Here is a 22,798-nt window from a genome sequence, read left to right as displayed (position 1 = left end):
GCCCCGCCCGGGTTGGGGGCCGTCCCGCCGGGGGGGGGGGAAACGGGGCGGACGGGCGGCTCTGTGTGCCCGACCTCAGCCGGACTCGGTCGGCCCGCGAAGGCCTCCGGGAATCAGACCTCCGGGAAGTGGCAGGCCGCCTCCCGGCCGCCCGGCCCGGCGATCCGCAGCAGCGGACGGTCCGTGCGGCAGATCTCCTGCGCCTTGGGGCAACGCGGGTGGAAGGAACAGCCGGACGGCGGGTTCGCCGGACTCGGCGGGTCACCGAGCAGCACGATCCGCTCCCGCGCGCGCTCCGCCGCCGGGTCGGGCAGCGGAACGGCGGACAGCAGCGCCCTGGTGTACGGGTGCGCCGGGCTGCCGTACACCTCGGCCTTGTCGCCGATCTCGACGATCCGCCCGAGGTACATCACCGCCACCCGGTCGCAGACCCGCTTGACCACCGAGAGGTCGTGCGCGATGAACACGTACGCCAGGCCGAGCTCCTGCTGGAGCCGCTCCATCAGGTTGACCACCTGGGCCTGGATGGAGACGTCGAGCGCGGAGACCGGCTCGTCGGCGATGACCAGCTTCGGCGAGGTGGCGAGCGAGCGGGCGATGCCGATGCGCTGCGCCTGGCCGCCGGAGAACTCGTGCGGGTAGCGGTCGATCTGCTCGGGGATCAGCCCGACCAGTTCCATCAGCTCGCCGGCCCGCCGGCGCGCGTCGGCCGCGCCGAACCCCTGGAGCAGCAGCGGCTCGGAGATGATCCGGGCCACCGTCTGTCGGGGGTTGAGCGAGGAGTACGGGTCCTGGAAGACCATCTGCAGGTGCCGCCGGTGCGGTCGCAGCCGGGCCTGGGAGAGCCCGCCGATCTCGGTGCCGTCGAAGGTGACGGTGCCGGAGGTCGGGTCGAGCAGGCGGACGATCATCCGCCCGGTGGTGGACTTGCCGCAGCCGGATTCGCCGACCAGGCCGAGCGTCTCGCCCTTGCCGACGTCGAAGCTGACGCCGTCGACGGCGCGGACCGGGGCGCCGGGGCGGCCGGTGCGCCCGCGTCGACCGGGGAAGGTCTTCACCAAGTCCCTTACGGACAACAGGGTTTCGGTCATGGCCGGGCTCCTTCCGACACCAGCGGCAGGTGGCAGGCGGCCTGGTGGCCGGGGGCGAGCGGGCCGAGCTCGGGTCGTTCGGCCAGGCAGCGGGCGTGTTCCTCGGCGGTGGCGGCGTCGGTGCGGGCGCAGCGCGGGGCGAAGGAGCAGCCGGGGGCGGGGGCGATCAGCGACGGCGGGCTGCCGGGGATGGCCCGCAGCGGGGCGTCGTCGGTGTCGTCCAGGCGCGGCAGCGAGTCCAGCAGGCCGCGGGTGTACGGGTGCCCGGGGGTGGCGAACAGCCGGTCCACCGATGCCTGTTCGGCGGCCCGGCCGCCGTACATGACCAGCACCTCGTGGGCGACCCGGGCGACCACGCCGAGGTCGTGGGTGATCATGACGACGCCGAGGCCGCGCTCCTGCTGGATGCGGGCGATCAGGTCGAGGATCTGCGCCTGGACGGTGACGTCGAGGGCCGTGGTGGGCTCGTCGGCGATCAGCAGTTCGGGCTCGCAGGCCAGGGCCATGGCGATCATGACGCGCTGACGCATGCCGCCGGAGAACTGGTGCGGGTACTCGTCGACCCGCCGGGCCGGCTCCGGGATGCCGACCTCGGCCAGCATTTCGAGCGCCCGCGCGCGGCCCGCCCTGCGGTTGGCCTTGAAGTGCACCCGGTAGTGCTCGGCGATCTGCTCGCCGACGGTGTAGAAGGGGTGCAGGCTGGACAGCGGGTCCTGGAAGATCATCGCGATCCGGCGGCCCCGGACAGCGCCCAACGCCCGTTCACCGAGCCCGTTGAGCTCCATCCCGTCGAGCCGGATCGAGCCGGTGACGGCGGCGCCGCGGTGCAGGCCCATGACGGCGAGCGAGGTGACGGACTTGCCGCTGCCGGACTCGCCGACCAGGCCGAGGGTCCGCCCGGCCTCGACGGCGAAGGAGATGCCGTCCACCGCCCGGACGACGCCCCGGGGCGTGTCGAAGGAGACCCTGAGGTCGTCGACCTCCAACAGAGTCATCAGTACCTCACTCTCGGGTCGACGTACGCGTAGAGCAGGTCGACCAGCAGGTTCGCGGCGACGATGAAGGAGGCCGCGAGCAGGGTGACGCCGAGGATGACGGGCTGGTCGGAGCGGACCAGCGCGTCGTAGAACAGCCGCCCGACGCCGGGCAGGCCGAAGATGGACTCGGTGATGACGGCGCCGGCCAGCAGGCCGCCGAGGTCCATGCCGAAGATGGTGAGGATCGGCGTCATCCCGGAGCGCAGCCCGTGCTTGACGGCGACGGTGCCGGGCGGCAGGCCCTTGGCCCGGGCGGTGCGGATGTACGGCTCGGCCATCGCCTCGATCATCGAGTTGCGGCTCTGCCGGGCGTACATGGCCGCGTACAGCAGGGCCAGGGCGATCCACGGCAGCAGCAGGTTGGAGGCCCAGGCGACCGGGTCGTCGGTGAACGCGTGGTACGCGGGGTACGGCAGCAGGCCGGCCGTCCGGACGACGCCCCAGATCAGCATGATCGAGGTGAAGTAGACCGGCAGCGACGCGGCGCCGACCGACGCCACCATCAGCGTCCGGTCGGTGAGCCCGCCCTTGCGCAGCGCCGAGGTGACGCCGGCGCCCAGGCCGAGGACCAGCCAGAGCACGGCCGCGCCGATGGCGAGCGAGACGGAGACCGGCAGGCGGTCGGTGAGCAGGTCCCAGACCGGCAGCGAGTACTCGTAGGAGTAGCCGAGGCAGGGGAAGCCGCAGTGGGTGGCGCTGGCGCCGCTGCCGTAGTCGCGCCCGGCGAAGATGCCGGTGAGGTAGGTGGCGAACTGCTCCCAGACCGGCTTGTCCAGGCCCATCGCCGCCTTGACCTCGGCGACCCGGTCGGGGCTGCAGGTCTTGCCGCAGGCGGCCACTGCCGGGTCGGAGGGCAGCAGGTAGAAGATGGTGAAGGTGATCGCGCAGACGGCCAGCAGGATGCCGGCCGCGGCGAGCAGTCGGCGCCCGAGGTAGAGGATCACGGCCGGCCTCCTCGGGGGTCGGGGGAGAGGATCACGACCGGCCTCCTCGGGGGTCGAGGATGTCGCGCAGCGCGTCGCCGAGCAGGGTGAAGGCGAGCACGGCGAGGAACAGGAAGACCGTCGGGATCAGGAAGTACGTCGGGTCGGTCTCGTAGTGGACGATGCTCTCGGCGATCATCTGGCCCCAGGACGGGGTCGGCGGGCGCACGCCCACGCCGAGGTAGCTGAGCGCGGCCTCGGTGGCGATCATGCCGGGGACAAGCAGCGTGGTGTAGGCGATGATCGGCCCGGAGACGTTCGGCAGGATCTCCCGGGTGAGGATCCGCCAGGAGCGGGCGCCGCCGACCTTGGCCGCGTCGACGTACTCGCGGTGCTTGAGCGAGAGGGTCTGGCCGCGGACCACGCGGGCGATGCCGGGCCAGCCGAACAGGCCGATCACCAGGGTCATCAGCAGGATCCGGTTGACGTCCTTGGCCACCGACATCATCGAGATCATGAAGATCAGGGACGGGAAGGACATGGTGAGGTCCATCAGCCGGGAGAGCACGGCGTCGGTGCGGCCGCCGAAGTAGCCGGCGGCGATGCCGGTCAGGGTGCCGGCGACCACGACCAGCACGGTGGCGGTGAACGCGATCAGCAGCGAGGTCTGGCCGCCGTGCAGGACCCGGGCGAACAGGTCGCGCCCGGTCGCGGGTTCGACGCCCAGCCAGTGCCGGGTGCCGATCCCGCCGAAGTCGCCGATCGGCAGGCCGCCGAGGTAGGGGTCGATCGCGCGTTTGTCGAACTCGTCGGGGGTCCAGCCGCCGAGCGCGCTCAGCGGTCCGGCCAGGGCGGTCAGCAGGACCAGGAGGGCGACCGTGATCAGGCCGAAGCGGGCCGAGCCCCTGGCCCACAGCTGGTCCCAGACCAGCCGCCACGGCCCGCGGCCGGCGGCCTTCGCGGGGCCCGCCGCCGCAACCGGCGCGGCGGCGGGCTCAGTGCGTGTGCTCATCGCGGACGGCCCCTCAGCCCTTGCTCTTCGAGGGGTCCTTGAGGCCGATGGTGGCGAAGTCCCACTGGCCGGTCCAGACCGGGTGGCCGAAGGCGCCGGCCACGTTGGTGCCGGCCAGCAGCGGGCGGCGCAGCCAGAGCAGCGGCACGGTGGGCGCCTTCTTCAGCAGGTCGTCGCTGAGCTGCATCCAGGCCTTGTTGGCCTCGGTGACGTCGCTCATCGCGTTGATCTGGTCGATCCGGTCCGAGGTGGCCTGGTCGCGGAACTGCTCGACGTTGCCCTGGTTGCCCTTCTCCTTGATGGTGCGGCCGTCGAAGACCTGGGGCAGGAAGGTGGCACCCGACGGGTAGTCCGGGCACCAGCCGAGGATGGCGAGGTCGGGCGCGTTCTTGGTGTCGCCGATGGTGTCGTAGTAGACCGACGGGTCGGCGGTGGTGATGGTGACCTGGATGCCGACCTTGGCCAGCGACTGCTGGAGCGCCTCGGCCCGGGTCTTGTCACCGGAGGAGACGGTCAGCGAGACCTTGAGGTCGGTCTTGCCGGCGTCCTTGAGCAGTTGCTTGGCCTTCTCCGGGTCGCCGGTCGGGGCGATCTTCAGGGTGTCCTGCTTGGTGCCGCCGGTCAGCGCGGGCGGCAGGTAGGAGGTGGCCACGTCGGCCGTCGCCGGGCCGCCGAACGCCGTGACCTGGGCGTCCCGGTCCACCGCGTACATCAGGGCCTCGCGCACCTTGGGGTCGTCGAACGGCGCCTTGGAGGTGTTGGGGTAGAGCATGTCGGTGCAGCCCTGCTGCTCGGCGATCAGCCGGCTTTTCACGTCCGGCTTGGGCAGCACCTTGGAGATGGACTCCGGGCGCAGCGTCGCCCACTCGATCGTGGAGGCGTCCTCGCCCTCGCTCGCGATGATCCGGTCGTCGATCTGACCGGCCTTGAGCCCCTCGACGACGACGATCCTGTCCGGGTAGGCCTTGCGGACGGGGTCGGTGGACTGGTCCCAGTTGGTGTTGCGGACCAGCGTCAGCTGCTTGCCGCGGTCGTAGGTCTCGATCTTGTACGGGCCGGAGGAGAACGGGCGCAGGTCGTACTGGGTGCCCTTGTCCTGGGCTTGCGGCACCGGGGCGAAGGTCGGCAGCGTCGCGGTGGAGGAGAACTCGGCGACCGGGCGCTTCAGGTGGAAGACGACGGTCTTCTCGTCCGGGGTCTCGATGCTGGCCAGGTGCTCGCCGTTCAGCGGGCCCTTGTAGTTCTCGCCGCCGGCCAGGTACTGCTGGGCGTAGTCGGGGCCGCCGGTGAGGTCCGGGGCGAAGGAGCGCTCGACGTTGTACTTGACGTCGGCGGACTTGATCGGCGTCCCGTCCTCGTACTTGACGCCGTCCTTGAGGGTGAAGGTCCAGGTCTTCCCGCCGTCGGAGGAGCGGCCGAGGTCGGTGGCGAGGTCGGGGACGAGCTCGCTGCCGGCGGCGCCCGGCTCGGCCTTGAAGGTGACCAGGGTGCGGTAGAGCAGCCGGATGCCGAAGTCCATGTTCGGCATGGTCCAGTTGCGGGCCGGGTCGAGGTGGGCGAAGTCCTGGTTGGACAGGACGGTGAGGGTGCCGCCCTTGACCGGGGTGCCACCGACGATCGAACCGGACGCCGCCCCCGGGCCCTTGGTGCTGCCCGCCGCCGCGTCGGCGCCGCTGTCGCTCTTGTCGTTCTTGCAGGCCCCGAGGCCGAGGGTGAGGGTCGCCGCGAGGGCCGCCGCGAGGGCGGCGTGGGTGCGCCTGGTCATGTGCAACTCCGCTGTGGGGGGCCTGCCGTGAAGCCCGTGGTCCGCCCCGGGAGGTGATCCGGGACCCGACCGGGAGGCGACCTTCGAGGTCTGGCCGCTCCGCGGTGTGACCCGTAACATAGTAATGTGAAATTGCACTGCACAAGAGGTGACGCCTCCCGTTACCGAGCTGTGTCCGGGCCACACCACCCCCGCCCCTCCTAGGAGTTCACCGGTGACCCACCGCCAGACCGGCCTCAACACCGGGAGCCACGACCTCCCCGTCTCCCCCGCCCTCGACGCCTTCATGGGCACCCGCTGGGCCGCCACCCCCCTCCCCGCCGACCAGCGCGCCCCCGGCCACGACCGCCTCCCCGGCCGCCACGCCCGCCTCTCCGCCGCCTTCCCCGGCGAACGGCTGATCGTCCCCGCCGGCCGGCTCAAGGTCCGCTGCAACGACCTCGACCACCGCTTCCGCCCGCACAGCGCCTACGCCTGGCTCACCGGCCTCACCGGCGAGGACCAGGCCGACCACGTCCTCGTCCTCGAACCGACCGGCCCCCACGGCCACGAGCCGGTCCTGTACCTGCGCCCCCGCTCCCCCCGCGGGGGGCACGCCAACGGCGCCGAGTTCTACCGCGACCGCCGCTACGGCGAGTTCTGGGTCGGCCGCCGCCCCGACCTCGCCGAAGCCGCCGCGCTCACCGGACTGCGCACCGAACACCTCGACGACCTCGACAAACTCCTCACCGGCCCCCAGCCGCCCACCCGCGTCCTCGCCGGCACCGACCCCCTCGTCGACGAAAGCACCGGACGCCCCGGCGCCCACACCGCACGGGACGGCGAACTCGACGCCGTCCTCGCCGAGTTGCGCCTGGTCAAGGACACCTGGGAGATCGACCAGCTACAACTCGCCGTCGACCACACCGTCACCGGCTTCCAGGACGTCGTCCGCGCCCTGCCCACCGCCCTGCGCCACCCCCGCGGCGAACGCTGGATCGAGGGCGTCTTCGACCTGCGCGCCCGCGCCGAAGGCAACGGCACCAGCTACACCACCATCGCCGCCTCCGGCGCCCACGCCTGCGTCCTGCACTGGATCCGCAACGACGGCGCCCTCGACCCGAACTCCCTGCTCCTGCTGGACGCCGGCGTCGAAACCGACACCCTCTACGCCGCCGACATCACCCGCACCCTCCCGCTCAGCGGCACCTTCACCCCCATCCAACGGCAGGCCTACGACCTCGTCCTCGCCGCCCAGAACGCCGGCATCGCCGCGCTACGGCCCGGCGCCCGCTTCCGCGACTTCCACAACGCCGCCATGCGGGTCATCGCCGAAGGCCTCGCCGACTGGGGCGTCCTGCGCATCCCCGCCGAACAGTCCCTCGCCGAGGACAACGGCCTCCACCGCCGCTACACCCTCTGCGGCAGCGGCCACATGCTCGGCCTCGACTACCACGACTGCGCCAGGGCCCGCGCCGACCGCTACCTCGACGGCACCCTGGAAGCCGGCATGGTCCTCACCGTCGAACCCGGCCTCTACCTCCAGCCCGACGACGAAACCCTCCCCCTCGAACTCCGCGGCCTCGGCATCCGCATCGAGGACGACCTCGTCATCACCCCCGACGGCGCCCACCTCATGTCCCACGCCCTCCCCCGCACCGCCCCCGCCATCGAATCCTGGATGGCCGACCTGCTCGGCTGAGCCCGGGGAGCGGCCGCTCACACCGCCCGCGCGGACCGCCACAGCTCCGCGATCAGGTCCGCCGCCGGGCCCGTGCGGGTCTTCCGGTGGGCGGTGCCGGCCCAGAGGTGCATGGACTGGAGGTCGGCGCGGCGGGTCGCGGCGGCGCGCAGCGGCTGGGTGAGGTGGTGCACCTCGGGGTAGGCGGGCGGGGCGTACGGGCTGTGGCGGTCGATGAAGGCGTTGCGCAGACCGCGGGCCGGGCGGCCGGTGAAGGCCCGGGTGACGGCCGTCTCCGGGAGTTCGGTGAGCGCCGCCCGGTGCGCGGCCGAGGTGCCGGACTCGTCGGCGCGCAGCAGGGCCGTCCCCAGCTGCACCGCCGCCGCCCCGGCCCCCAGCGCCGCCGCCACCGCCGGTCCGTCGCCCAGCCCGCCGGCCGCGATCAGCGGCAACGCCGTTACCGCCCGGACGGCGGGCAGCAGCTCCAGCAGCGGGACGTCGCCGGGCTCGTCCCCGATCCGGTGGGTGGCGCGGTGCCCGCCGGCCTCCGGGCCCTGCACGCACAGCGCGTCCATCCCGACCGCCTCCGCCGCCCGCGCCTCCGCGGGCGTGGTGACGGTGCCGACCTGGAACGACCCGGCCGCGCGGACCGCCGCCGCCTCCTGCGGCGTCGGCAGGCCGAAGGTGTACGAGACCACCGGGACCGGGTCCGCCAGCAGCACGGCGAGCTTGGCCTCCCAGTCGTCCCGGTCCGGCGCGATCTCCTCGGGCAGCGCCACGCCCCACCGCTCGGCCTCGGGCCGCAGCCGCTCCCGGTAGGCGGCGACGGCCGCCGGATCACCGGGCGAGGCCGGGACGAACAGGTTCACGCCGAACGGCCCACCGGTCAACTCCCTGACCAGTGCGACCTGTTCGGCCATCGCGGCGGCGCTCCGGTACCCGGCGGCGAGGAACCCCAGGCCGCCGGCCCGGTTCACCGCCGCCACCAGCTCCGGGGTGGACGCCCCGCCCGCCATCGGCGCGCCGATCACCGGCACGGAAAGTTCATCGAGACGGACGGCCATCGGGGTCCTCCACTCCGGGATACGGTTCGAACCCGGCCCACCCTACGCTCAGCGGATCAGCCCCCGCCCGCGCGCCGCCCGCACCGCCGCCGTCCGCGAGTCCACCGCCAACTTGGTGTAGACGTGCACCAGATGGGACTTCACCGTGGCCTGGCTCAGGTGCAGCCGCTGGCTGATCTGCTGGTTGGTCAGCCCGTCCGCGACCAGCCCCAGCACCTCGGTCTCCCGCGCGCTGAGCGCCGCCGACGGCGTCCGCATCCGTTCCAGCAGCCGGTCGGCGACGCTCGGTGCCAGCGCCGAGCGGCCCGCGGCGGCCGCCCGGACGGCCTGGGCCAGTTCCTCCGGCGGGGCGTCCTTGAGCAGGTAGCCGGTGGCGCCGGCCTCCAGCGCGGGCAGGGTGTCGGCGTCGGTTTCGTAGGTGGTGACGACGAGGACCCGGGGCGCGCCCGGCCGGGCGGTGATCGCGGCGGTCGCCTGGGCGCCGTTCATGGCCGAGCCGGGCCCGAACTGGAGGTCCATCAGCACCACGTCGACCCCGCCCGCCGCGGCCAGTTCGACGGCCCGTTCGGCGGTCGCGGCCTCGGCGGCGATGGTGAAGTCCGGCTCGCCTTCCAGGACGGCCCGCAGCCCGGCCCGCACCACCGGGTGGTCGTCCGCCAGCAGCAGCCGGATCACCGTGCCGCTCCCGCGCCCGCCGTCACTGTGCTCGTTCACGCCCCGGCCTCCCTCGTTCCGCCCGTTCACACCCCGCCCGCCTTCGCCCCGCCCGTCGTCACTCCGCCCGTTCACTCCCCGACCTCCGTCACCGGCAGCTGCACCGCGAGCGCCGTGCCCCCGCCGGGCGCCGACTCCACCGTGAAGGTGCCGCCGAGCGCCCGCGCCCGGGCCCGCATCGACGGCAGCCCGAACCCGCCGTCCCCTCCGCTGCGCCCGGCGACCGCCACCGGGTCGAATCCGGCCCCGTCGTCGAACACGTCCAGCGCCACCTCGCCCTCCATGTAGCTGAGCGTCACCTCGGCGTGCGAGGCGTGCGCGTGCCGGACGGTGTTGCCGAGCGCGGACTGCGCGATCCGCAGCAGCGCGACCTCCTGCGGCACCGGCAGCCGTACCGGGTCCCCGGAGACGTGCAGTTTCACCGGCAGGCCGCTGTGCGCCGCCGTGGTGGCGCACAGCCGTTCCAGCGCGACCGGCAGCGGATCGCCGTCGAGCGCGGGCGGGGTGAGCGCGCGGACGAACCGCCGGGCCTCGTCCAGGTTGTCCTGGGCGGCCTGCCGGGCCTGCTCGACGTACCCGGAGGCGGCCTCGGTGCGTTCCGGCAGGGCCCGCTGGGCGGCCCGCAGCAGCAGCTGGATGGAGCTGAGGCTCTGCGCGAGGGTGTCGTGGATCTCCCGGGCGAGGCGCTCGCGTTCGGCGAGCACCCCGGCGGTGTGGTGGGCGGCCGCGGCGTCGGCGCGGGCGGCGGTGAGTTCGTCGATCAGCCGGCGGCGCTCCTCGCTCTCCCGGTACAGCGCCTGGTAGCCGAGCACGGTGGCGGTGGCGACGGCCGCGCCGAGCGCGGGTCCGATCGCGGCGGGCAGGCTGAAGGTGTGCTGGTGCCAGGACCAGGCGGCGATGGCGGTGGCGGCGGTCAGCCCGACGGCGGTGAGGCCGCCGCGCCGCCCGAGCAGGTGCAGTTCCAGGAAGTACAGCGGGAACGCCAGCCACACCCCGTCCTGGGTGGCGATCAGCACGCCCACCCAGGTGACGCCGAGCAGCGCCAGCCACAGCGCGGCGGCCCGGCGCGAGCGGCGGACGGCGGCCAGCCGGGGGCCGACGGCGTACACGGCGGCCATCGCGGTGGCCGCGGCGGCGACGGGCAGCGGGTCGCCGTCCCGGCCGACGGCGGCGCGGGCGACGGCCAGGGCGAGCAGGCCCGCCACGAGCAGGTGCAGGCAGACCTGGAGGACGCGGGCGACGGGGGTGGTGCGGGATCGTTCGGTCGCCATCCGTCCAGCCTAGGTTCCGGATCGGGCCCCGGCATCAATCAAAAGGTTGAACTCCGCTTCTGCCCTTTGATGCCGAGGATGCAATCCGTGGTGCGATGCCCGCGGGGCCCCTTCTCCGGGACGGTGGAAGCGTCGGAAGCACTCGTTCAGCAGGAAGGCCCACCGTGTTCGTCGCCTGGAGGGATCTGGGGTTCGCCAAGGGGCGGTTCGCCCTGATGGGGACCGTCATCGTGCTGATCACCGTACTGGTCGGTCTGCTGTCCGGACTGACCGCCGGACTCGGCCGGCAGAACATCTCCGCGATCACCGGCCTGCCCGCCGACCACCTGGTGTTCGGTGAGCCCGCCGACGGGCAGAAGCTGTCCTTCACCGACTCCCAGGTCACCCCCGAGCAGTGGCAGGCCTGGGCGGCCGAGCCGGGCGTCACCTCCGCCCAGCCGCTGGGCATCACCACCACCAAGGCCGCCGCCGGCACCCGCACCACGGCGCTGTCCGCCTTCGGCGTCCCGGACGGCTCCGCGCTGGCCCCGCAGGGCGCCCGGATCGCCCCCGGCCAGGCCGTCCTGTCGAAGACCGCCGCCAAGAACCTGGGCGACCTCGCCCCCGGCGCCGACCTCACCCTGGCCGGCCACCGCCTCCGGGTCGCGGCCGTCGACGGCGACGCCGCGTACAGCCACACCCCGGTGATCTGGACCAGCCTCACCGACTGGCAGCAGGCCGTCCCCGGCGGCGCCGGCCACGCGACCGTCATCGCGCTCACCACCGCCAAGGGCGCCGACCTGCACGGCGCCGACGCCCGCCACGGCACCGAGACCCTCACCCGCGACGACGCCCTCGCCGCGATCGGCTCCTACACCTCCGAGAACGGCTCGCTCCAGCTGATGCGCGGCTTCCTGTTCGCCATCTCGGCCCTGGTGATCGGCGCCTTCTTCACCGTCTGGACGATCCAGCGCAGCGGCGACGTCGCGGTACTCAAGGCCCTCGGCGCCTCCACCCGCTACCTGCTGCGCGACGCCCTCGGCCAGGCCGTCCTGCTGCTGGTGCTCGGCACCGCCGCCGGCACCGCGCTCGCCCTGGGCGCCGGCGCGCTGATCGGCTCCGCCGTCCCCTTCGTCCTCGACGCCCCGACCCTGCTGCTGCCCGCCGCCGTCATGATCGCGCTCGGCGCGGTCGGCGCCGCCCTGTCCATCCGCCGGATCACCTCCGTCGACCCGCTGACCGCCCTGGGGAGTGCCCGATGAGCCTGACCCTCGACCGCATCACCCTCACCTACCCGGACGGCGACGGCCGGCTCACGGCGCTGGACGACGTGTCGCTGACCGTCCCCAAGGGCTCGATCACGGCCGTCGTCGGCCCGTCCGGCTCCGGCAAGTCCAGCCTGCTGGCGGTCGCCGCCACCCTGATCACCCCGGACTCCGGCCAGGTCGTGGTGGACGGCACCGACACCACCGGCCTCGGCCGCGCCGAACTGACCGCGCTGCGCCGCACCCGGATCGGCATCGTCTTCCAGCAGGCCAACCTGCTGCCCTCACTCACCGCCGTCGAACAGCTCCAGGTGATGGCCCACCTGGACGGCCGCTCCCCGCGCACCGCCCTCCCCCGGGCCCTGGACCTGCTCGGCGCCGTCGGCCTGCGCGACCAGGCTGCCCGCCGCCCGCACCAGCTCTCCGGCGGTCAGCGCCAGCGCGTCAACATCGCCCGCGCGCTGATGAACGACCCCACCGTCCTGCTGATCGACGAACCCACCAGCGCCCTCGACCACGAACGCGGCGCCGCCGTCCTCGACCTCATCACCGACCTCACCCACCGCCGCGCCACCGCCACCGTCCTGGTCACCCACGACCGCACCCACCTGACGGCCGTCGACCAGATCGCCGAAGTCCACGACGGCCGCCTGACAGTGCCGGCAGCGGCCTGAGCTACTTCTTCGCCGCCAGCACGTCGTCCACCGACAGCGTCACCGACGCCCCGATCGACTCCGGCAGGGTGAACGACTGCCCCGGATGGTGGACGGCGTGCACACGGTACTCGCCCTCCTGTGGGTCAGTGAGCACCATGACCCGCTGGTTCGTCCGGTCCACGATCACGTAGACGGGTACTCCAGCGGCGGCATAGACGAAGGGCTTCCGCTTCAGGTCGTCGCTGATGTTGGACGACGTGACCTCCAACACGAGCCGGAAGACCGCCGGGTCGTAACAGTTGTACTCGATCAAGTGGTCATCGATGTCGGCATCGACGATCGCCAGGTCGGGAACGGCGTAGTCCGACGGCCCATCCGGCAGCCAGATGCCAACGCCCTGAATGACGTCGACCTCATCCCCGTCGAGGCCGGCGGCGAACAGCGCACGCATGAGGCGACTCAGCGACTTGCCGTGCGAAGCATTCGGAGGCGGCGTCACGGTGATCTGGCTCCCGACGATCTCGACCCGGTGCCCGGCGAACTGGTTGGAGATCAGCTCGGCGACTTCGAGCAGCGTCGGCTGCTCGATGGGCTCTTCCACTGCTGCGGCGGACATGGATTTCCTCCTGGCTGCCGATGTCGAGAACATCATCGTAGGGCGCGAACGCATTCCGCCGCCCGATCCCCAGTCTTCACCCGAACGGGCGGTTTAGCCCCGGCTGCCCCTACCGCGCCCGCAGCTTCAGCGCCGGGCGGGCCTCCTCCGCCGCCTCGTCCTGCCCCGCCCACAGCGAGCGGACGTGGCTGAGGTGGCGGGTCATGCAGGCCTCGGCCGCCTCGGCGTCGCCGGCCAGCATGAGGTCGAGCAGTTCCAGGTGCTCCTCCGCCGAGGAGGTCAGCTCGCCGCGCTCGTCGAGCCGGTTGAGGCCGTACAGCCGCGAGCGCTTCCGCAGGTCGCTGACGACGTCGACCAGCCGGGCGTTGCCGGCCAGCCCCAGCAGGTCGAGGTGGAACTGCCGGTCGGCCTCCAGGTATCCGATGAGGTCGTGCTTGCGCGCGGCCGCGACGATCTCCTCGGCCTGCGGGCGCAGCCGCTCCAGTTGCTCCTTGGTCGCCGTGCGCGTCACCCGGCCGACGGTGGGGACCTCGATCAGGGCGCGGATCTCGGTGTAGTCGTCGAGGTCACGCTCGGTGAGCTCGGTGACCCGGAATCCCTTGTTGCGGACGGCCTCGACGAGGCCTTCGCGGGCGAGGTCGAGCATGGCCTCGCGGACGGGGGTGGCGGAGACGCCGAAGTCGGCGGCGAGCGCGGGTGCGGAGTAGACGACGCCGGGGCGCAGTTCGCCGGAGATCAGGGCCGCCCGGAGCGCGTGGGCGACCTGGTCGCGAAGCCGCTCCTGTACGGAGATCAGGGTGCGGGGTTTGAGGTCGGCCATGGTGTTCCTCCGGGTGGGTGCAGAACACCAGCGTACAATGTCACGTTACGTTGAGTGCGCAACATTTCGTGATTCGGACACCTGCCCTCCGGCCGCGCCGACCCTGGCAGCCGGGAGCGCCCGGCACCTACCCCCGCCGGTACACCTCCGCCGCGACCGCCAGGTCCTCCCACGCCATGCCGACGCTCTTGAAGAACCGCGGCCGTCCCGCCGGCACCAGCGCGTCGCCGCGCACCAGCTCGGCCAGGTTCCACAGCTGCCGGCCGGCCACCCCCGCCATGATCAGGTCGCCGGCCTCGCGCGCCGCCACCGTCCGCGCCTCCACGTACAGTTCGGCCCGCCCGACCAGCACCTCGTCCACCTCCCGCGCGTCCGGCTCGTGCGAGCCGACGGCCGCGACGGCGGCGTGCTCGGGCACCAGGGCGCCGTCGAACAGCGGCGTGCGCGCGGTGGTGCAGCAGACCACCAGGTCCGCTTCGGCGACGGCCTCCGGCCCGCCGACCCCGGCCGCCAGCCCGAGCCCGCGCCCGTACGCGGCGAGGGCCCCGGCCCGTCCGGCGTCCCGCGCCACCACGGTGAGCCTGGTCAGCGGCCGGACGGCCAGCAGCGCATCCAGGTGCCCGTACGCCTGCGGCCCGGAACCGAACAGCACCAGGTGTTCGGCGTCCGGCGCGGCCAGCCGGCGCAGCGCGACGGCGGTGACGGCGGGTGTGCGCAGCGTGGTGAGCGCGGCGCCGTCGAGCAGGGCGAGCGGCTGCAGGGTGGGCCCGTCGAGCAGCAGGTAGCTGCCGGTGATCCGGGGCAGGCCCCGGCCGGGGTTGGCGGGCGCGACCCCGGCGATCTTCACCCCGGCGTACGGGCCGGCGGCGGCCGGCATCATCAGCAGTTCGCCGGCCGGGACGGGGACGGCCGAGCGGGCCGGTGCCGGCTCCGGGTCGAACCCGTCGAGCAGCACCCGCTCGATCGCCGCCACCGCGGCCGCGGGCCCGACCCCGCCAACGCCCGGCACGGCGTACTGGAGCGGCTCAGCCGCCGTACCGGGCGGCACAAGAGGCGGCACATGAGACGACGCATGAGGCGGCGCAGCAGGGTCCGCAGGCGGGTTCGCAGGAGCGGTCACAGCAGGAACCCCGCCCCCAGGTCGTCGTCCGGTTCCAGGACGAACGCGTGCTCGCCGGTGCGGTGGGCGCTGCCGGTGACCTCGGTGACGACGCCGCCGTCCAGCGGGTCGCCGCCGGGCAGGACGCGGCCGGTGAAGACCGTCCCGATGACGGACTCGTGCCGCAGTTCCTCCCCTGGCGCGAGCCGGCCCTCGGCGGCGAGGACGGCGAGCCGGGCGGAGGTCCCGGAGCCGCAGGGCGAGCGGTCGATCTGCCCGTCCGCGAAGACGGTGACGTTCCGTTGGTTCAACACGCCGTCCTCCGAGACGAGTTCGTCGAACAGGATGACCCCGTACACGCCCGACAGCAGCGGGTCGCTCGGGTGCGCCACCGCCGCCGCGCCGGCCAGCAGCTCCCTGATCTCCCGCCCGGCGGCGGTGAGTTCGGGCAGCTGCGCGGGCTCGACCGCGAGGCCGAGGGCGGCCGCCGGCACCGAGGCGTAGCAGGCACCCGCGTGCGCCACCGCGACCTCCACGGTGCCCCGCGAAGTGGCCAGCGGCAACTTCAGGGCGGCGACCCGGGTGGGCACGTTGCGGAAGGTGACGCCGGTGGTCCGCCCGCCGGCCCGGTGCACCAGCGCGGTGACCCGGCCGGACGGCACGTCGATCCGCACCCGGGCCACGCCGTCGGCGGGGGCCGCGACCCGCCCGGAGTCCACCGCCCAGGCGCCGAGCGCGATGGTGCCGTGCCCGCAGGCCGTCGAGTAGCCGTCCTTGTGCCAGAACAGCACCCCGAAGTGCGCCTCGTCGTCGTCCGGCGGCACCAGGAACCCGCCGTACATCCCGGCGTGGCCGCGCGGTTCGCGGCTGAGCAGCTGCCGGGCGTCGTCCAGCGCGCTCGGCCGGGGCGCGGTCGCGCTGCCGCCGGCGCCGAGTGCGATGGCCCGCCGTTCGGCGACGCTGTCGCCGGGGATCGCGGGCACGCCGTCCAGCACGATCCGGAACGGCTCACCGGCCGCGTGGTAGTCGACGGTGCGGACGAGCATCAGGCGCCCCCGCCCGGCAGCAGGCTGACCGTGCGGCTGACGGTGTAGAAGTCCAGTGCCGCCTGGCCCTGTTCGCGCTCGCCGTGGGCGGCGCCCTTGGCGCCGCCGAACGGCAGGTGGAAGTCGACGCCGCTGGACGGCGCGTTGACCCGGATCATGCCCGCGTCCAGCCGGTCGGCGGCGGCGAGCGCCACGTCCAGGCTGCGGGTGTGCACGGAGGTGGAGAGGCTGTGCGGGGTGTCGTTGGCGAGCGCGATCGCCTCGTCGAGGTCGGCGGCGGCGTGCAGCAGCGCGATCGGGCCGAAGAACTCCTCGCGGGCCAGCGGGTGTTCGGCCGGCACGTCGGTGAGCAGGGCCGGTTCGAGGTACCAGCCGTCCCGCTCGGGTGCCCGGCCGCCGGTGAGCAGGGTGGCCCCGGCGGCGACGGCCGAGTCGACGGCGGCCGTCAGCCGGTCCCGGGCGGCGGCGTTGATGACCGGCCCGCAGGCCGTGTCGTCGACCAGTTCCAGCGCCTTGACCAGGGCGTCGCGCAGCGGCTCGTACGCGGCGCCGACCGCGATCACCCGGCTGGTGGCGGTGCACTTCTGCCCCGCGTACCCGGCGATGGCGGCGGCGAGGTGGGCGGCGGCCTGCGCGAGGTCGGCGTCCGGCAGCACCAGCGCGGCGTTCAGCCCGCCGAGTTCGGCCTGCACCGGGACGCCGCGCTCGGTGGCGGCCCGCACCACGGCCCGGCCGACGCCGGTCGAGCCGGTGAAGGAGACCACGTCGGCCGTGTCGACCAGCGCCGCGCCCTCCTCGGCGCCGCCCGGCAGCACGGTGAACACGTCCTCCGGCAGCCCGGCCCCGGCGGCCAGTTCGGCCAGCCGCAGCGCGCAGGCGGTCGCCTCGGGCGCCGGCTTGAGCACCGCGGTGTTGCCGACCGCCAGCGCCGGCGCGGCCTTCCAGGTGGGGATTGCCAGCGGGAAGTTCCACGGCGCGATCAGCCCGGCGACGCCGTACGGGCGGCGCCGGGTGAGCAGCAGCCCGGGCCCGGCGGCGGTCTCGTGCACCGCCCCGGACGGCGCGAACGGCGCCTGCGCGTAGTAGCGCCAGATCGCCGCGGTGCGGGCGACTTCGCCGCGTGCCTCGGCGAGCGGCTTGCCGACCTCGCGCACGATCAGCCCGGCCAGTTCGTCCGCGTGCGCCTCGACCGCTTCGGCGATCCGGCCGAGCGCCGCGGACCGGGCGCCCGCGCCGGCCGCGAGCCAGCCGGGCTGGGCGGCCCGGGCCCGGGCGACGGCGGCCCGGACGGCTTCGGCGCCGGGTTCCTCGACGGCGACGACGAGGTCCGCGGGGTCGGCGGGGTTGTACGAGGTGATGGTCACGACCAGCAGCCCTTCGAAGGTGGTTCAGCGGACGTCTGAGCGGGCCCCTCCCCCGAGGCCGGCTCCTCTTTCAAACGGCTTCAAACAGCTTCAAACCGCTTCAGACAGCTCTACAGCAGGAACCCGGCCGGGAACGGGTCACGCGGGTCGAGGAAGTACTGGGCGGTGCCGGTGACCCAGGCCCGCCCGGTGACGGTGGGCACCACGGCGGGCCGCCCGGCCACCTCGGTCTCCTCGACCAGGCGCCCGATGAAGGTCGTCCCGATGAAGGAGTCGTTGCGGAAGTCGCGCCCCAGCGGCAGTTCGCCGCGCGCGTGCAGCTGTGCCATCCGGGCCGAGGTGCCAGTGCCGCAGGGCGAGCGGTCGAACCAGCCGGGGTGGATGGCCATCGCGTGCCGGGAGTGTTCGGCGGTGGAGCCGGGGGCGAGCAGCTGGACGTGGTGGCAGCCGTGGATGGACGGGTCCTCCGGGTGCACCGGGCGGTCGGGGCTCGCGTTGATGGCGGCCATCAGGGCCAGTCCGGCCTCCAGGATGTCCTGCTTGCGCTCGCGCTCGAAGGGCAGCCCGAACTCGGCGAGCGGCAGGATGGCGTAGAAGTTGCCGCCGTACGCCAGGTCGTAGCCGATCGTGCCGTACCCGGGCACCTCGATCTTGGCGTCCAGCGCGGCCGAGTAGGACGGCACGTTGCGGATGGTCACCGCGGTGGCGGCGCCGTCCTCGACCCGCACCTCGGCGATCACCAGTCCGGCGGGCGTGTCCAGCCGCACCGTGGTGACCGGCTCGACCACCGGCACCATGCCGGTCTCGACCAGCACGGTGGCGACGCCGATGGTGCCGTGGCCGCACATCGGCAGCAGGCCGGAGACCTCGATGTAGAGCACGCCGAAGTCGGCGTCGGGCCGGGTCGGCGGCTGAAGGATGGCGCCGCTCATCGCGGCGTGGCCGCGCGGCTCGTACATCAGCAGGGTGCGGAAGTGGTCCAGGTGCTGCTGGAAGTGCACCCGGCGCTCGGCCATGGTGGCGCCGGGGATGACGCCGAAGCCGCCGGTGATGACCCGGGTCGGCATGCCCTCGGTGTGCGAGTCGACGGCGTGGAACACGTGACGGCTGCGCATGGCTCTGACGACTCCCGTCGGAGTGGGCGTACGGAGGTGGTGACCGTACGCCGGATCGGGTGGGTGGGGCCGGGCCGGCTGCCCCCTCAGCCGGCCCTGGTGACGAGGTCTCCCGGTTAGGCCAGGCCCTCGGCCAGCGCCTTCTCGGTGGCCGCGCGGACGGCCGCCTCGATGTCCGGGGTCAGCGGCTGGCGCGGCGGGCGGACGGGGCCGCCGGGGCGCCCGGCGATGTCCATGGACAGCTTGATGGCCTGGACGAACTCGGTCTTGGAGTCCCAGCGCAGCAGCGAGTGCAGCGACTTGTACAGCGGCAGCGCGGTGTCCAGCTCGTGCGCCACGGCGGCCCTGTACAGCGCGACGCTGGCCTCCGGCAGGGCGTTCGGGTAGCCGGCGATCCAGCCGACCGCGCCGGCCAGCGCCAGCTCCAGCAGCACGTCGTCGGCGCCGATCAGCAGGTCCAGCCCGGGGGCCAGCTCGGCGATCTCGTAGGCCCGGCGGACGTCGCCGCTGAACTCCTTGACCGCGACGATCGAGCCCTCGCCGTGCAGTTGGGCGAGCAGCGCGGGGACGAGGTCGACCTTGGTGTCGATCGGGTTGTTGTACGCGACGACGGGCAGTCCGGCCTTGGCGACCTCGGCGTAGTGCGCCCGGACGGACGCGTGGTCGGCCCGGAAGGCGTTCGGCGGCAGCAGGAGCACGGAGCCGGCGCCGGCCTCGGCGGCCTGCTCGGCCCAGCGGCGGGACTCGGCGCTGCCGTAGGCGGCCACGCCGGGCATCACCCGGGAGCCGTCGCCGGCCGCCTCGACGGCCACCTCGACGACGCGGGCGCGCTCCTCGGCGGTGAGCGTCTGGTACTCGCCCAGCGAGCCGTTGGGGACGACGCCGTCGCAGCCGGACTCGATCAGCCAGCGGACGTGCTCGGCGTACGCGTCGTAGTCGACGGAGAGGTCCGGGCGCAGCGGGATCGTGGTGGCGACCATGATGCCGCGCCAGGGCCGGGCGGTGTCGTGTGGGGTGTTGGACACGATGAGCTCCTTGGTGAGGTGTGACATTTTATTAGAGGAGATGGGCCGGAGACAAGAGTCCCCGGCCCGCAACATGCCCTAAGGCGTGTCGCCGGCCTCGCCGAACGACCCGGACGACCCGAACGACCCGGACGGCCCGGCTGGCCCGGCCGCCAGCTGCGACAGCGGCACCGGGCAGGCCAGCGGCCGCCGGTCCGGCCCCGGCTCACCCGAGCCGGCCAGGCAGGCCACGGCCGGACCGCACATCCGGCCCTGGCACCAGCCCATCCCGGCCCGGGTGAGCAGCTTGACGGTGCGCGGATCGCCCGCGCCCAGCTCGTCCACGGCCTCCCGGATCGCCGAGACCGGCACCTCCTCGCACCGGCAGACGTCGGTGTCCGGGCGCAGCCAGCCGGTCCAGCCGGGGCCGGGCCGGTGGGCCGCGGCCATCAGGTCGGCGAAGTTCCGCAGCCGGGCCCGGCGGCGCAGCAGTGCGGGCTTCGGCAGCCGGTCGGCCACGGCGTGCGCGGCCAGTTCGCCCTCCACGATCGCGAGGTCCGCGCCGCCGACGCCGTTGGTCTCCCCCGCCGACCAGAGGCCGGGCACGGTGGTGCGCAGCCGGGCGTCGACCTGGAGCCCGGCCGCGCCGTCCGGGGCGGTCCTGGTGGCCGCGCCCAGTTCGGTGGCCAGGTCGATCTGCGGCAGCAGCCCGTGGCCCACGGCGACGGCGTCGCAGGCGATCCGGCGTTCGGTGCCGGGCACCGGCCGCCAGTCGGCGTCCAGCCGGGCCACCGTGACGGCGGTGACCCGCTCGGTCCCGTGCGCCTCGACGACGGCACTGCGCGGGCGCAGCCGCACGCCGTGCCGCAGCAGCGTGCTCCCGTGGCCGGCGCCCTCGACGAGCTTGGCGGGGACGGCCGCCAAGGCGCCGGGGCGCCGGGCGTAGCCGAGGTAGTCGGTGGCCTCGACGACCGCGGGCACCTCGGCCCCGGCGGTGACCAGCGAGGACGCCGCCGCGAGCAGCAGCGGCCCGCTGCCGGCCACCACGATCCGCCGTCCGGGCAGCACCAGCCCGGCCTTGAGCATCGCCTGTGCGCCGCCCGCGGTGACCACCCCGGGCAGGGTCCAGCCGGGGAACGGCAGCTGGCGCTCGTACGCACCGGTGGCGAGCAGCACGGACGCGGCCGGGACGGTGGCCCGGTCGGTGGCCTCCGGTCCCCGCGTGACGTGCACGGCGAAGCCGTCGCCGGTCCGCTCCAGCGCCCACACCTGGTGGCCGCCGAGGAAGCGGACCCGCCCGGCCCGCTCGTGCGCGGCGAGCCGGTCGGCCAGTCCGGTGTAGACGGACCAGCCGTGGTGGAGCCGGTCCGGGCGGGCGGCGCCGAGGCCGGGCGCGGGGTGCCGGTAGTACTGCCCGCCGGTGCTGCGGCCGGCGTCCAGCAGGACGCAGCGCAGCCCGAGGTCGGCGGCGGTCACGACGGCCGCGAGCCCGGCCGGGCCGGCGCCGATCACCGCGAGGTCGGGGCGTCGGGCCGCTTCGACGGCGGTCCGGTCAGACGGCGAGGTCGGCACGGCCGTTGCCCTCCTGGGTGGTGACGGTGGTGCCGGGTTCGGCGGGGAGCAGGCAGGTGCGCTGGTTGGGGCGGCCGTCGACGGTGGCCAGGCAGTCGAAGCAGGCGCCGATGCCGCAGAACACCCCGCGCGGCCGGCCGCCGACCCGGGTGGTGCGCCAGGCGAGCACGCCGTCGGCCCAGAGCGCGGCGGCGATCGACTGTCCGGGCAGGGCCGGGACGGGTCGGCCGTCGAACTCGATGTGGTGGGCGGGGCCGGGTTCGGCCCGGACCAGGTCGGCGGGGGTGCGGCGCATCGGCGGCTTCTCCGTTCCGGGGTTGGTCGACGAACGAGGGCGATCGACAGAGCGAGGCAGTCGGCAGGCAGGCAGCAGTCCCGGGCTCAGGCCCCGGCGTCCGCCGGGAAGCGGTCCGGGCGGAACGGCGCGAGGTCCAGTTCCGGCTGCTTGCCGGTCAGCTGCTCGCTGATCAGCAGGCCGGTCGCCGGGGCCAGCCCGATGCCGGCGCCCTCGTGCCCGCAGGCGTGGTAGAGCCCGGGCGCCCTGGGGTCCTCGCCGATGGCCGGCAGGTGGTCCGGCAGGTACGGGCGGAAGCCCCGGTAGGTGCGCATCACGGTGACGTCCGCGAGCACCGGGAAGAGCGCCGCGGCCTGGGCGGCGAGCCGCCGCAGCACCTCCTGGGAGAGGGTGCGGTCGAAGCCGACCCGTTCGCGGCTGGCGCCGATCAGCACGGGCCCGCCGGGGGTGCCCTCGACCACGGCGGAGGTCTGCAGCCCGGCCGAGCCGCTGGCGACGTCGGCGACGTAGTCGGCGGCGTAGACCTTGTGCCGGACGATCCGCGGCAGCGGCTCGGTGACCAGGACGAAGCCACGGCGGGGCATCACCGGCAGGTGTACCCCGGCCAACCGGGCCAGTTCGCCGCCCCAGGTGCCGGTCGCGTTGACGACGGCGGGGGCGTCGAGGCGGCGGCGGTCGGTGCGTACTCCGCGCACGGCGCCGTCCGGCCCCCGGTGCACGGCGGTCACGGTCTCGCCGGTGATCAGTTCGGCGCCCATCCGGCGGGCCTCGCGCAGCAGGTGGGCGGCGGCGAGGGCGGGCTGGACCTGGGCGTCCTGCGGGTAGTGGAAGCCGCCGGCGAGGCCGGGGGCGAGGTGCGGCTCCAGCTCGTGCAGCCGCTCGGCGGGGATCTCCTCGGCGGTGACGCCGGCGGCGGCCTGGCCGACGGCGAAGGCCCGCAGGGCGTCCTGCCCGGCCGGGGTGGAGGCGATCACCACGCCGCCCTTGGGCTCGTACTCGACGGCCGCGCCGAGGTGTTCGGCGAGGTCGTGCCAGAGCCGGGTGCTGAGCAGGGCGAGGTCGAGTTCGGGCCCGGGCTCCTTGTCGGAGACCAGCAGGTTGCCCTCGCCGGCGCCGGTGGTGCCGCCGGCCACCGGTCCGCGGTCGACGACGGCGACGGTGAGCCCGGCGCGGGCCGCGTAGTAGGCGCAGGCGGCGCCGACCACGCCGGCGCCGACCACGACGACATCCAGGGGAGGTCTCTGCGTCTTGAGCACGTCAGTAATATGTCACATGCCATCCATCGTGCCAAGACCACCCGCCGAATCCCGCACCGGGCCGGAGCAGTACAAAAGCCCGGGCTCACCGGGCCGGAGCAGCCAAAAGGGGCCCGGCGCCCCCCCCCCGCGCGGCGGGCCGGGGCGCCGCGGGGGGGGCCCCGCGCGGGGGGT

The 22,798-nt window shown here is 74.2% G+C and carries 21 protein-coding genes; 3 read left to right on the top strand and 18 right to left on the bottom strand.

The annotated features are described in order from the left end of the window. Positions 1 to 113: 113 nt before the first annotated feature. The 5 genes from ACFV6I_RS20865 to ACFV6I_RS20845 are packed head-to-tail and all read right to left on the bottom strand — an operon-like array spanning position 114 to position 5,828. Positions 114 to 1,091 carry an ABC transporter ATP-binding protein gene (locus ACFV6I_RS20865; RefSeq protein WP_079135478.1) on the bottom strand — a complete coding sequence of 326 codons (978 nt, stop codon included), beginning with the start codon at positions 1,089 to 1,091 and terminating at the stop codon, positions 114 to 116. Then, on the bottom strand, positions 1,088 to 2,086 hold the full coding sequence (locus tag ACFV6I_RS20860) for an ABC transporter ATP-binding protein (protein WP_063346887.1): 999 nt from the start codon (positions 2,084 to 2,086) through the stop codon (positions 1,088 to 1,090). The genes ACFV6I_RS20865 and ACFV6I_RS20860 overlap by 4 nt, the downstream gene beginning before the upstream one ends. After that, entirely contained in the window at positions 2,086 to 3,072 is a 987-nt protein-coding gene (locus ACFV6I_RS20855; protein WP_063346888.1) for an ABC transporter permease, read from the bottom strand. Before ACFV6I_RS20855 ends, ACFV6I_RS20860 begins: the two co-directional genes overlap by 1 nt. A gap of 31 nt (positions 3,073 to 3,103) precedes the next feature. Continuing rightward, positions 3,104 to 4,063, bottom strand: a complete 960-nt coding sequence (locus ACFV6I_RS20850; protein WP_380426863.1) for an ABC transporter permease — start codon at positions 4,061 to 4,063, stop codon at positions 3,104 to 3,106. A gap of 13 nt (positions 4,064 to 4,076) precedes the next feature. Further along, positions 4,077 to 5,828 carry an ABC transporter substrate-binding protein gene (locus tag ACFV6I_RS20845; protein WP_380426861.1) on the bottom strand — a complete coding sequence of 584 codons (1,752 nt, stop codon included), beginning with the start codon at positions 5,826 to 5,828 and terminating at the stop codon, positions 4,077 to 4,079. A 214-nt stretch (positions 5,829 to 6,042) separates the two neighbouring features. On the opposite strand from ACFV6I_RS20845, the gene ACFV6I_RS20840 reads away from it, so the two are divergent. Next, positions 6,043 to 7,509 carry an aminopeptidase P family protein gene (locus ACFV6I_RS20840; RefSeq protein WP_380426859.1) on the top strand — a complete coding sequence of 489 codons (1,467 nt, stop codon included), beginning with the start codon at positions 6,043 to 6,045 and terminating at the stop codon, positions 7,507 to 7,509. A gap of 17 nt (positions 7,510 to 7,526) precedes the next feature. On the opposite strand, the gene ACFV6I_RS20835 is transcribed toward ACFV6I_RS20840, so the two are convergent. The 3 genes from ACFV6I_RS20835 to ACFV6I_RS20825 all read right to left on the bottom strand — a co-directional run bounded on the left by ACFV6I_RS20835 (position 7,527) and on the right by ACFV6I_RS20825 (position 10,537). Next, positions 7,527 to 8,552 (bottom strand): nitronate monooxygenase, encoded by a 1,026-nt coding sequence (locus ACFV6I_RS20835; RefSeq protein ID WP_380426857.1) that lies wholly within the window; start codon positions 8,550 to 8,552, stop codon positions 7,527 to 7,529. Between the two features lie 48 nt (positions 8,553 to 8,600). After that, positions 8,601 to 9,266 carry a response regulator gene (locus tag ACFV6I_RS20830; protein ID WP_380426855.1) on the bottom strand — a complete coding sequence of 222 codons (666 nt, stop codon included), beginning with the start codon at positions 9,264 to 9,266 and terminating at the stop codon, positions 8,601 to 8,603. A gap of 71 nt (positions 9,267 to 9,337) precedes the next feature. Beyond that, entirely contained in the window at positions 9,338 to 10,537 is a 1,200-nt protein-coding gene (locus tag ACFV6I_RS20825; RefSeq protein WP_380426853.1) for a sensor histidine kinase, read from the bottom strand. A 164-nt stretch (positions 10,538 to 10,701) separates the two neighbouring features. On the opposite strand from ACFV6I_RS20825, the gene ACFV6I_RS20820 reads away from it, so the two are divergent. Continuing rightward, a complete protein-coding gene (locus ACFV6I_RS20820) occupies positions 10,702 to 11,778 on the top strand; it encodes an ABC transporter permease (RefSeq protein ID WP_063346894.1) in 1,077 nt (358 codons plus the stop codon). Then, positions 11,775 to 12,455 carry an ABC transporter ATP-binding protein gene (locus ACFV6I_RS20815; protein WP_063346895.1) on the top strand — a complete coding sequence of 227 codons (681 nt, stop codon included), beginning with the start codon at positions 11,775 to 11,777 and terminating at the stop codon, positions 12,453 to 12,455. The genes ACFV6I_RS20820 and ACFV6I_RS20815 overlap by 4 nt, the downstream gene beginning before the upstream one ends. A gap of 1 nt (position 12,456) precedes the next feature. Here the strand turns inward: ACFV6I_RS20815 and ACFV6I_RS20810 are convergent, their stop codons facing one another. The 10 genes from ACFV6I_RS20810 to ACFV6I_RS20765 form a co-directional block, all read right to left on the bottom strand. Further along, on the bottom strand, positions 12,457 to 13,053 hold the full coding sequence (locus tag ACFV6I_RS20810; RefSeq protein WP_380345042.1) for a Uma2 family endonuclease: 597 nt from the start codon (positions 13,051 to 13,053) through the stop codon (positions 12,457 to 12,459). A gap of 109 nt (positions 13,054 to 13,162) precedes the next feature. Continuing rightward, complete coding sequence (locus ACFV6I_RS20805) at positions 13,163 to 13,873, bottom strand: GntR family transcriptional regulator (protein ID WP_063346897.1); 711 nt, start codon at positions 13,871 to 13,873, stop codon at positions 13,163 to 13,165. A gap of 127 nt (positions 13,874 to 14,000) precedes the next feature. Next, positions 14,001 to 14,846, bottom strand: a complete 846-nt coding sequence (locus ACFV6I_RS20800) for an ornithine cyclodeaminase family protein (protein WP_380426851.1) — start codon at positions 14,844 to 14,846, stop codon at positions 14,001 to 14,003. Positions 14,847 to 14,989: 143 nt separating this feature from the next. After that, a complete protein-coding gene (locus tag ACFV6I_RS20795) occupies positions 14,990 to 16,018 on the bottom strand; it encodes a proline racemase family protein (RefSeq protein ID WP_363377959.1) in 1,029 nt (342 codons plus the stop codon). Continuing rightward, positions 16,018 to 17,388, bottom strand: a complete 1,371-nt coding sequence (locus ACFV6I_RS20790) for an aldehyde dehydrogenase (RefSeq protein WP_244293592.1) — start codon at positions 17,386 to 17,388, stop codon at positions 16,018 to 16,020. Before ACFV6I_RS20790 ends, ACFV6I_RS20795 begins: the two co-directional genes overlap by 1 nt. Positions 17,389 to 17,492: 104 nt before the next feature. Further along, positions 17,493 to 18,497: a proline racemase family protein gene (locus tag ACFV6I_RS20785; RefSeq protein ID WP_063346900.1), complete on the bottom strand. Its 1,005-nt coding sequence runs from the start codon at positions 18,495 to 18,497 to the stop codon at positions 17,493 to 17,495. 116 nt (positions 18,498 to 18,613) lie between these two features. Next, a complete protein-coding gene (locus ACFV6I_RS20780; RefSeq protein WP_380426866.1) occupies positions 18,614 to 19,477 on the bottom strand; it encodes a dihydrodipicolinate synthase family protein in 864 nt (287 codons plus the stop codon). A 123-nt stretch (positions 19,478 to 19,600) separates the two neighbouring features. Further along, positions 19,601 to 21,073, bottom strand: a complete 1,473-nt coding sequence (locus ACFV6I_RS20775; RefSeq protein WP_380426849.1) for an FAD-dependent oxidoreductase — start codon at positions 21,071 to 21,073, stop codon at positions 19,601 to 19,603. Then, positions 21,054 to 21,368 carry a (2Fe-2S)-binding protein gene (locus tag ACFV6I_RS20770; protein WP_063346903.1) on the bottom strand — a complete coding sequence of 105 codons (315 nt, stop codon included), beginning with the start codon at positions 21,366 to 21,368 and terminating at the stop codon, positions 21,054 to 21,056. The genes ACFV6I_RS20775 and ACFV6I_RS20770 overlap by 20 nt, the downstream gene beginning before the upstream one ends. Positions 21,369 to 21,454: 86 nt before the next feature. Continuing rightward, the gene (locus ACFV6I_RS20765) at positions 21,455 to 22,624 is read right to left on the bottom strand and encodes an NAD(P)/FAD-dependent oxidoreductase (RefSeq protein ID WP_380376185.1); all 1,170 of its coding nucleotides are present in this window, start codon (positions 22,622 to 22,624) and stop codon (positions 21,455 to 21,457) included. Between the last annotated feature and the right edge of the window lie 174 nt (positions 22,625 to 22,798).

The sequence above is a fragment of the Kitasatospora sp. NPDC059803 genome, assembly GCF_042732255.1.
GTDB lineage: Bacteria > Actinomycetota > Actinomycetes > Streptomycetales > Streptomycetaceae > Kitasatospora.
Note: the sequence above shows the minus strand (reverse complement) of the source record. Positions and strands in the feature narration are given on the sequence as shown.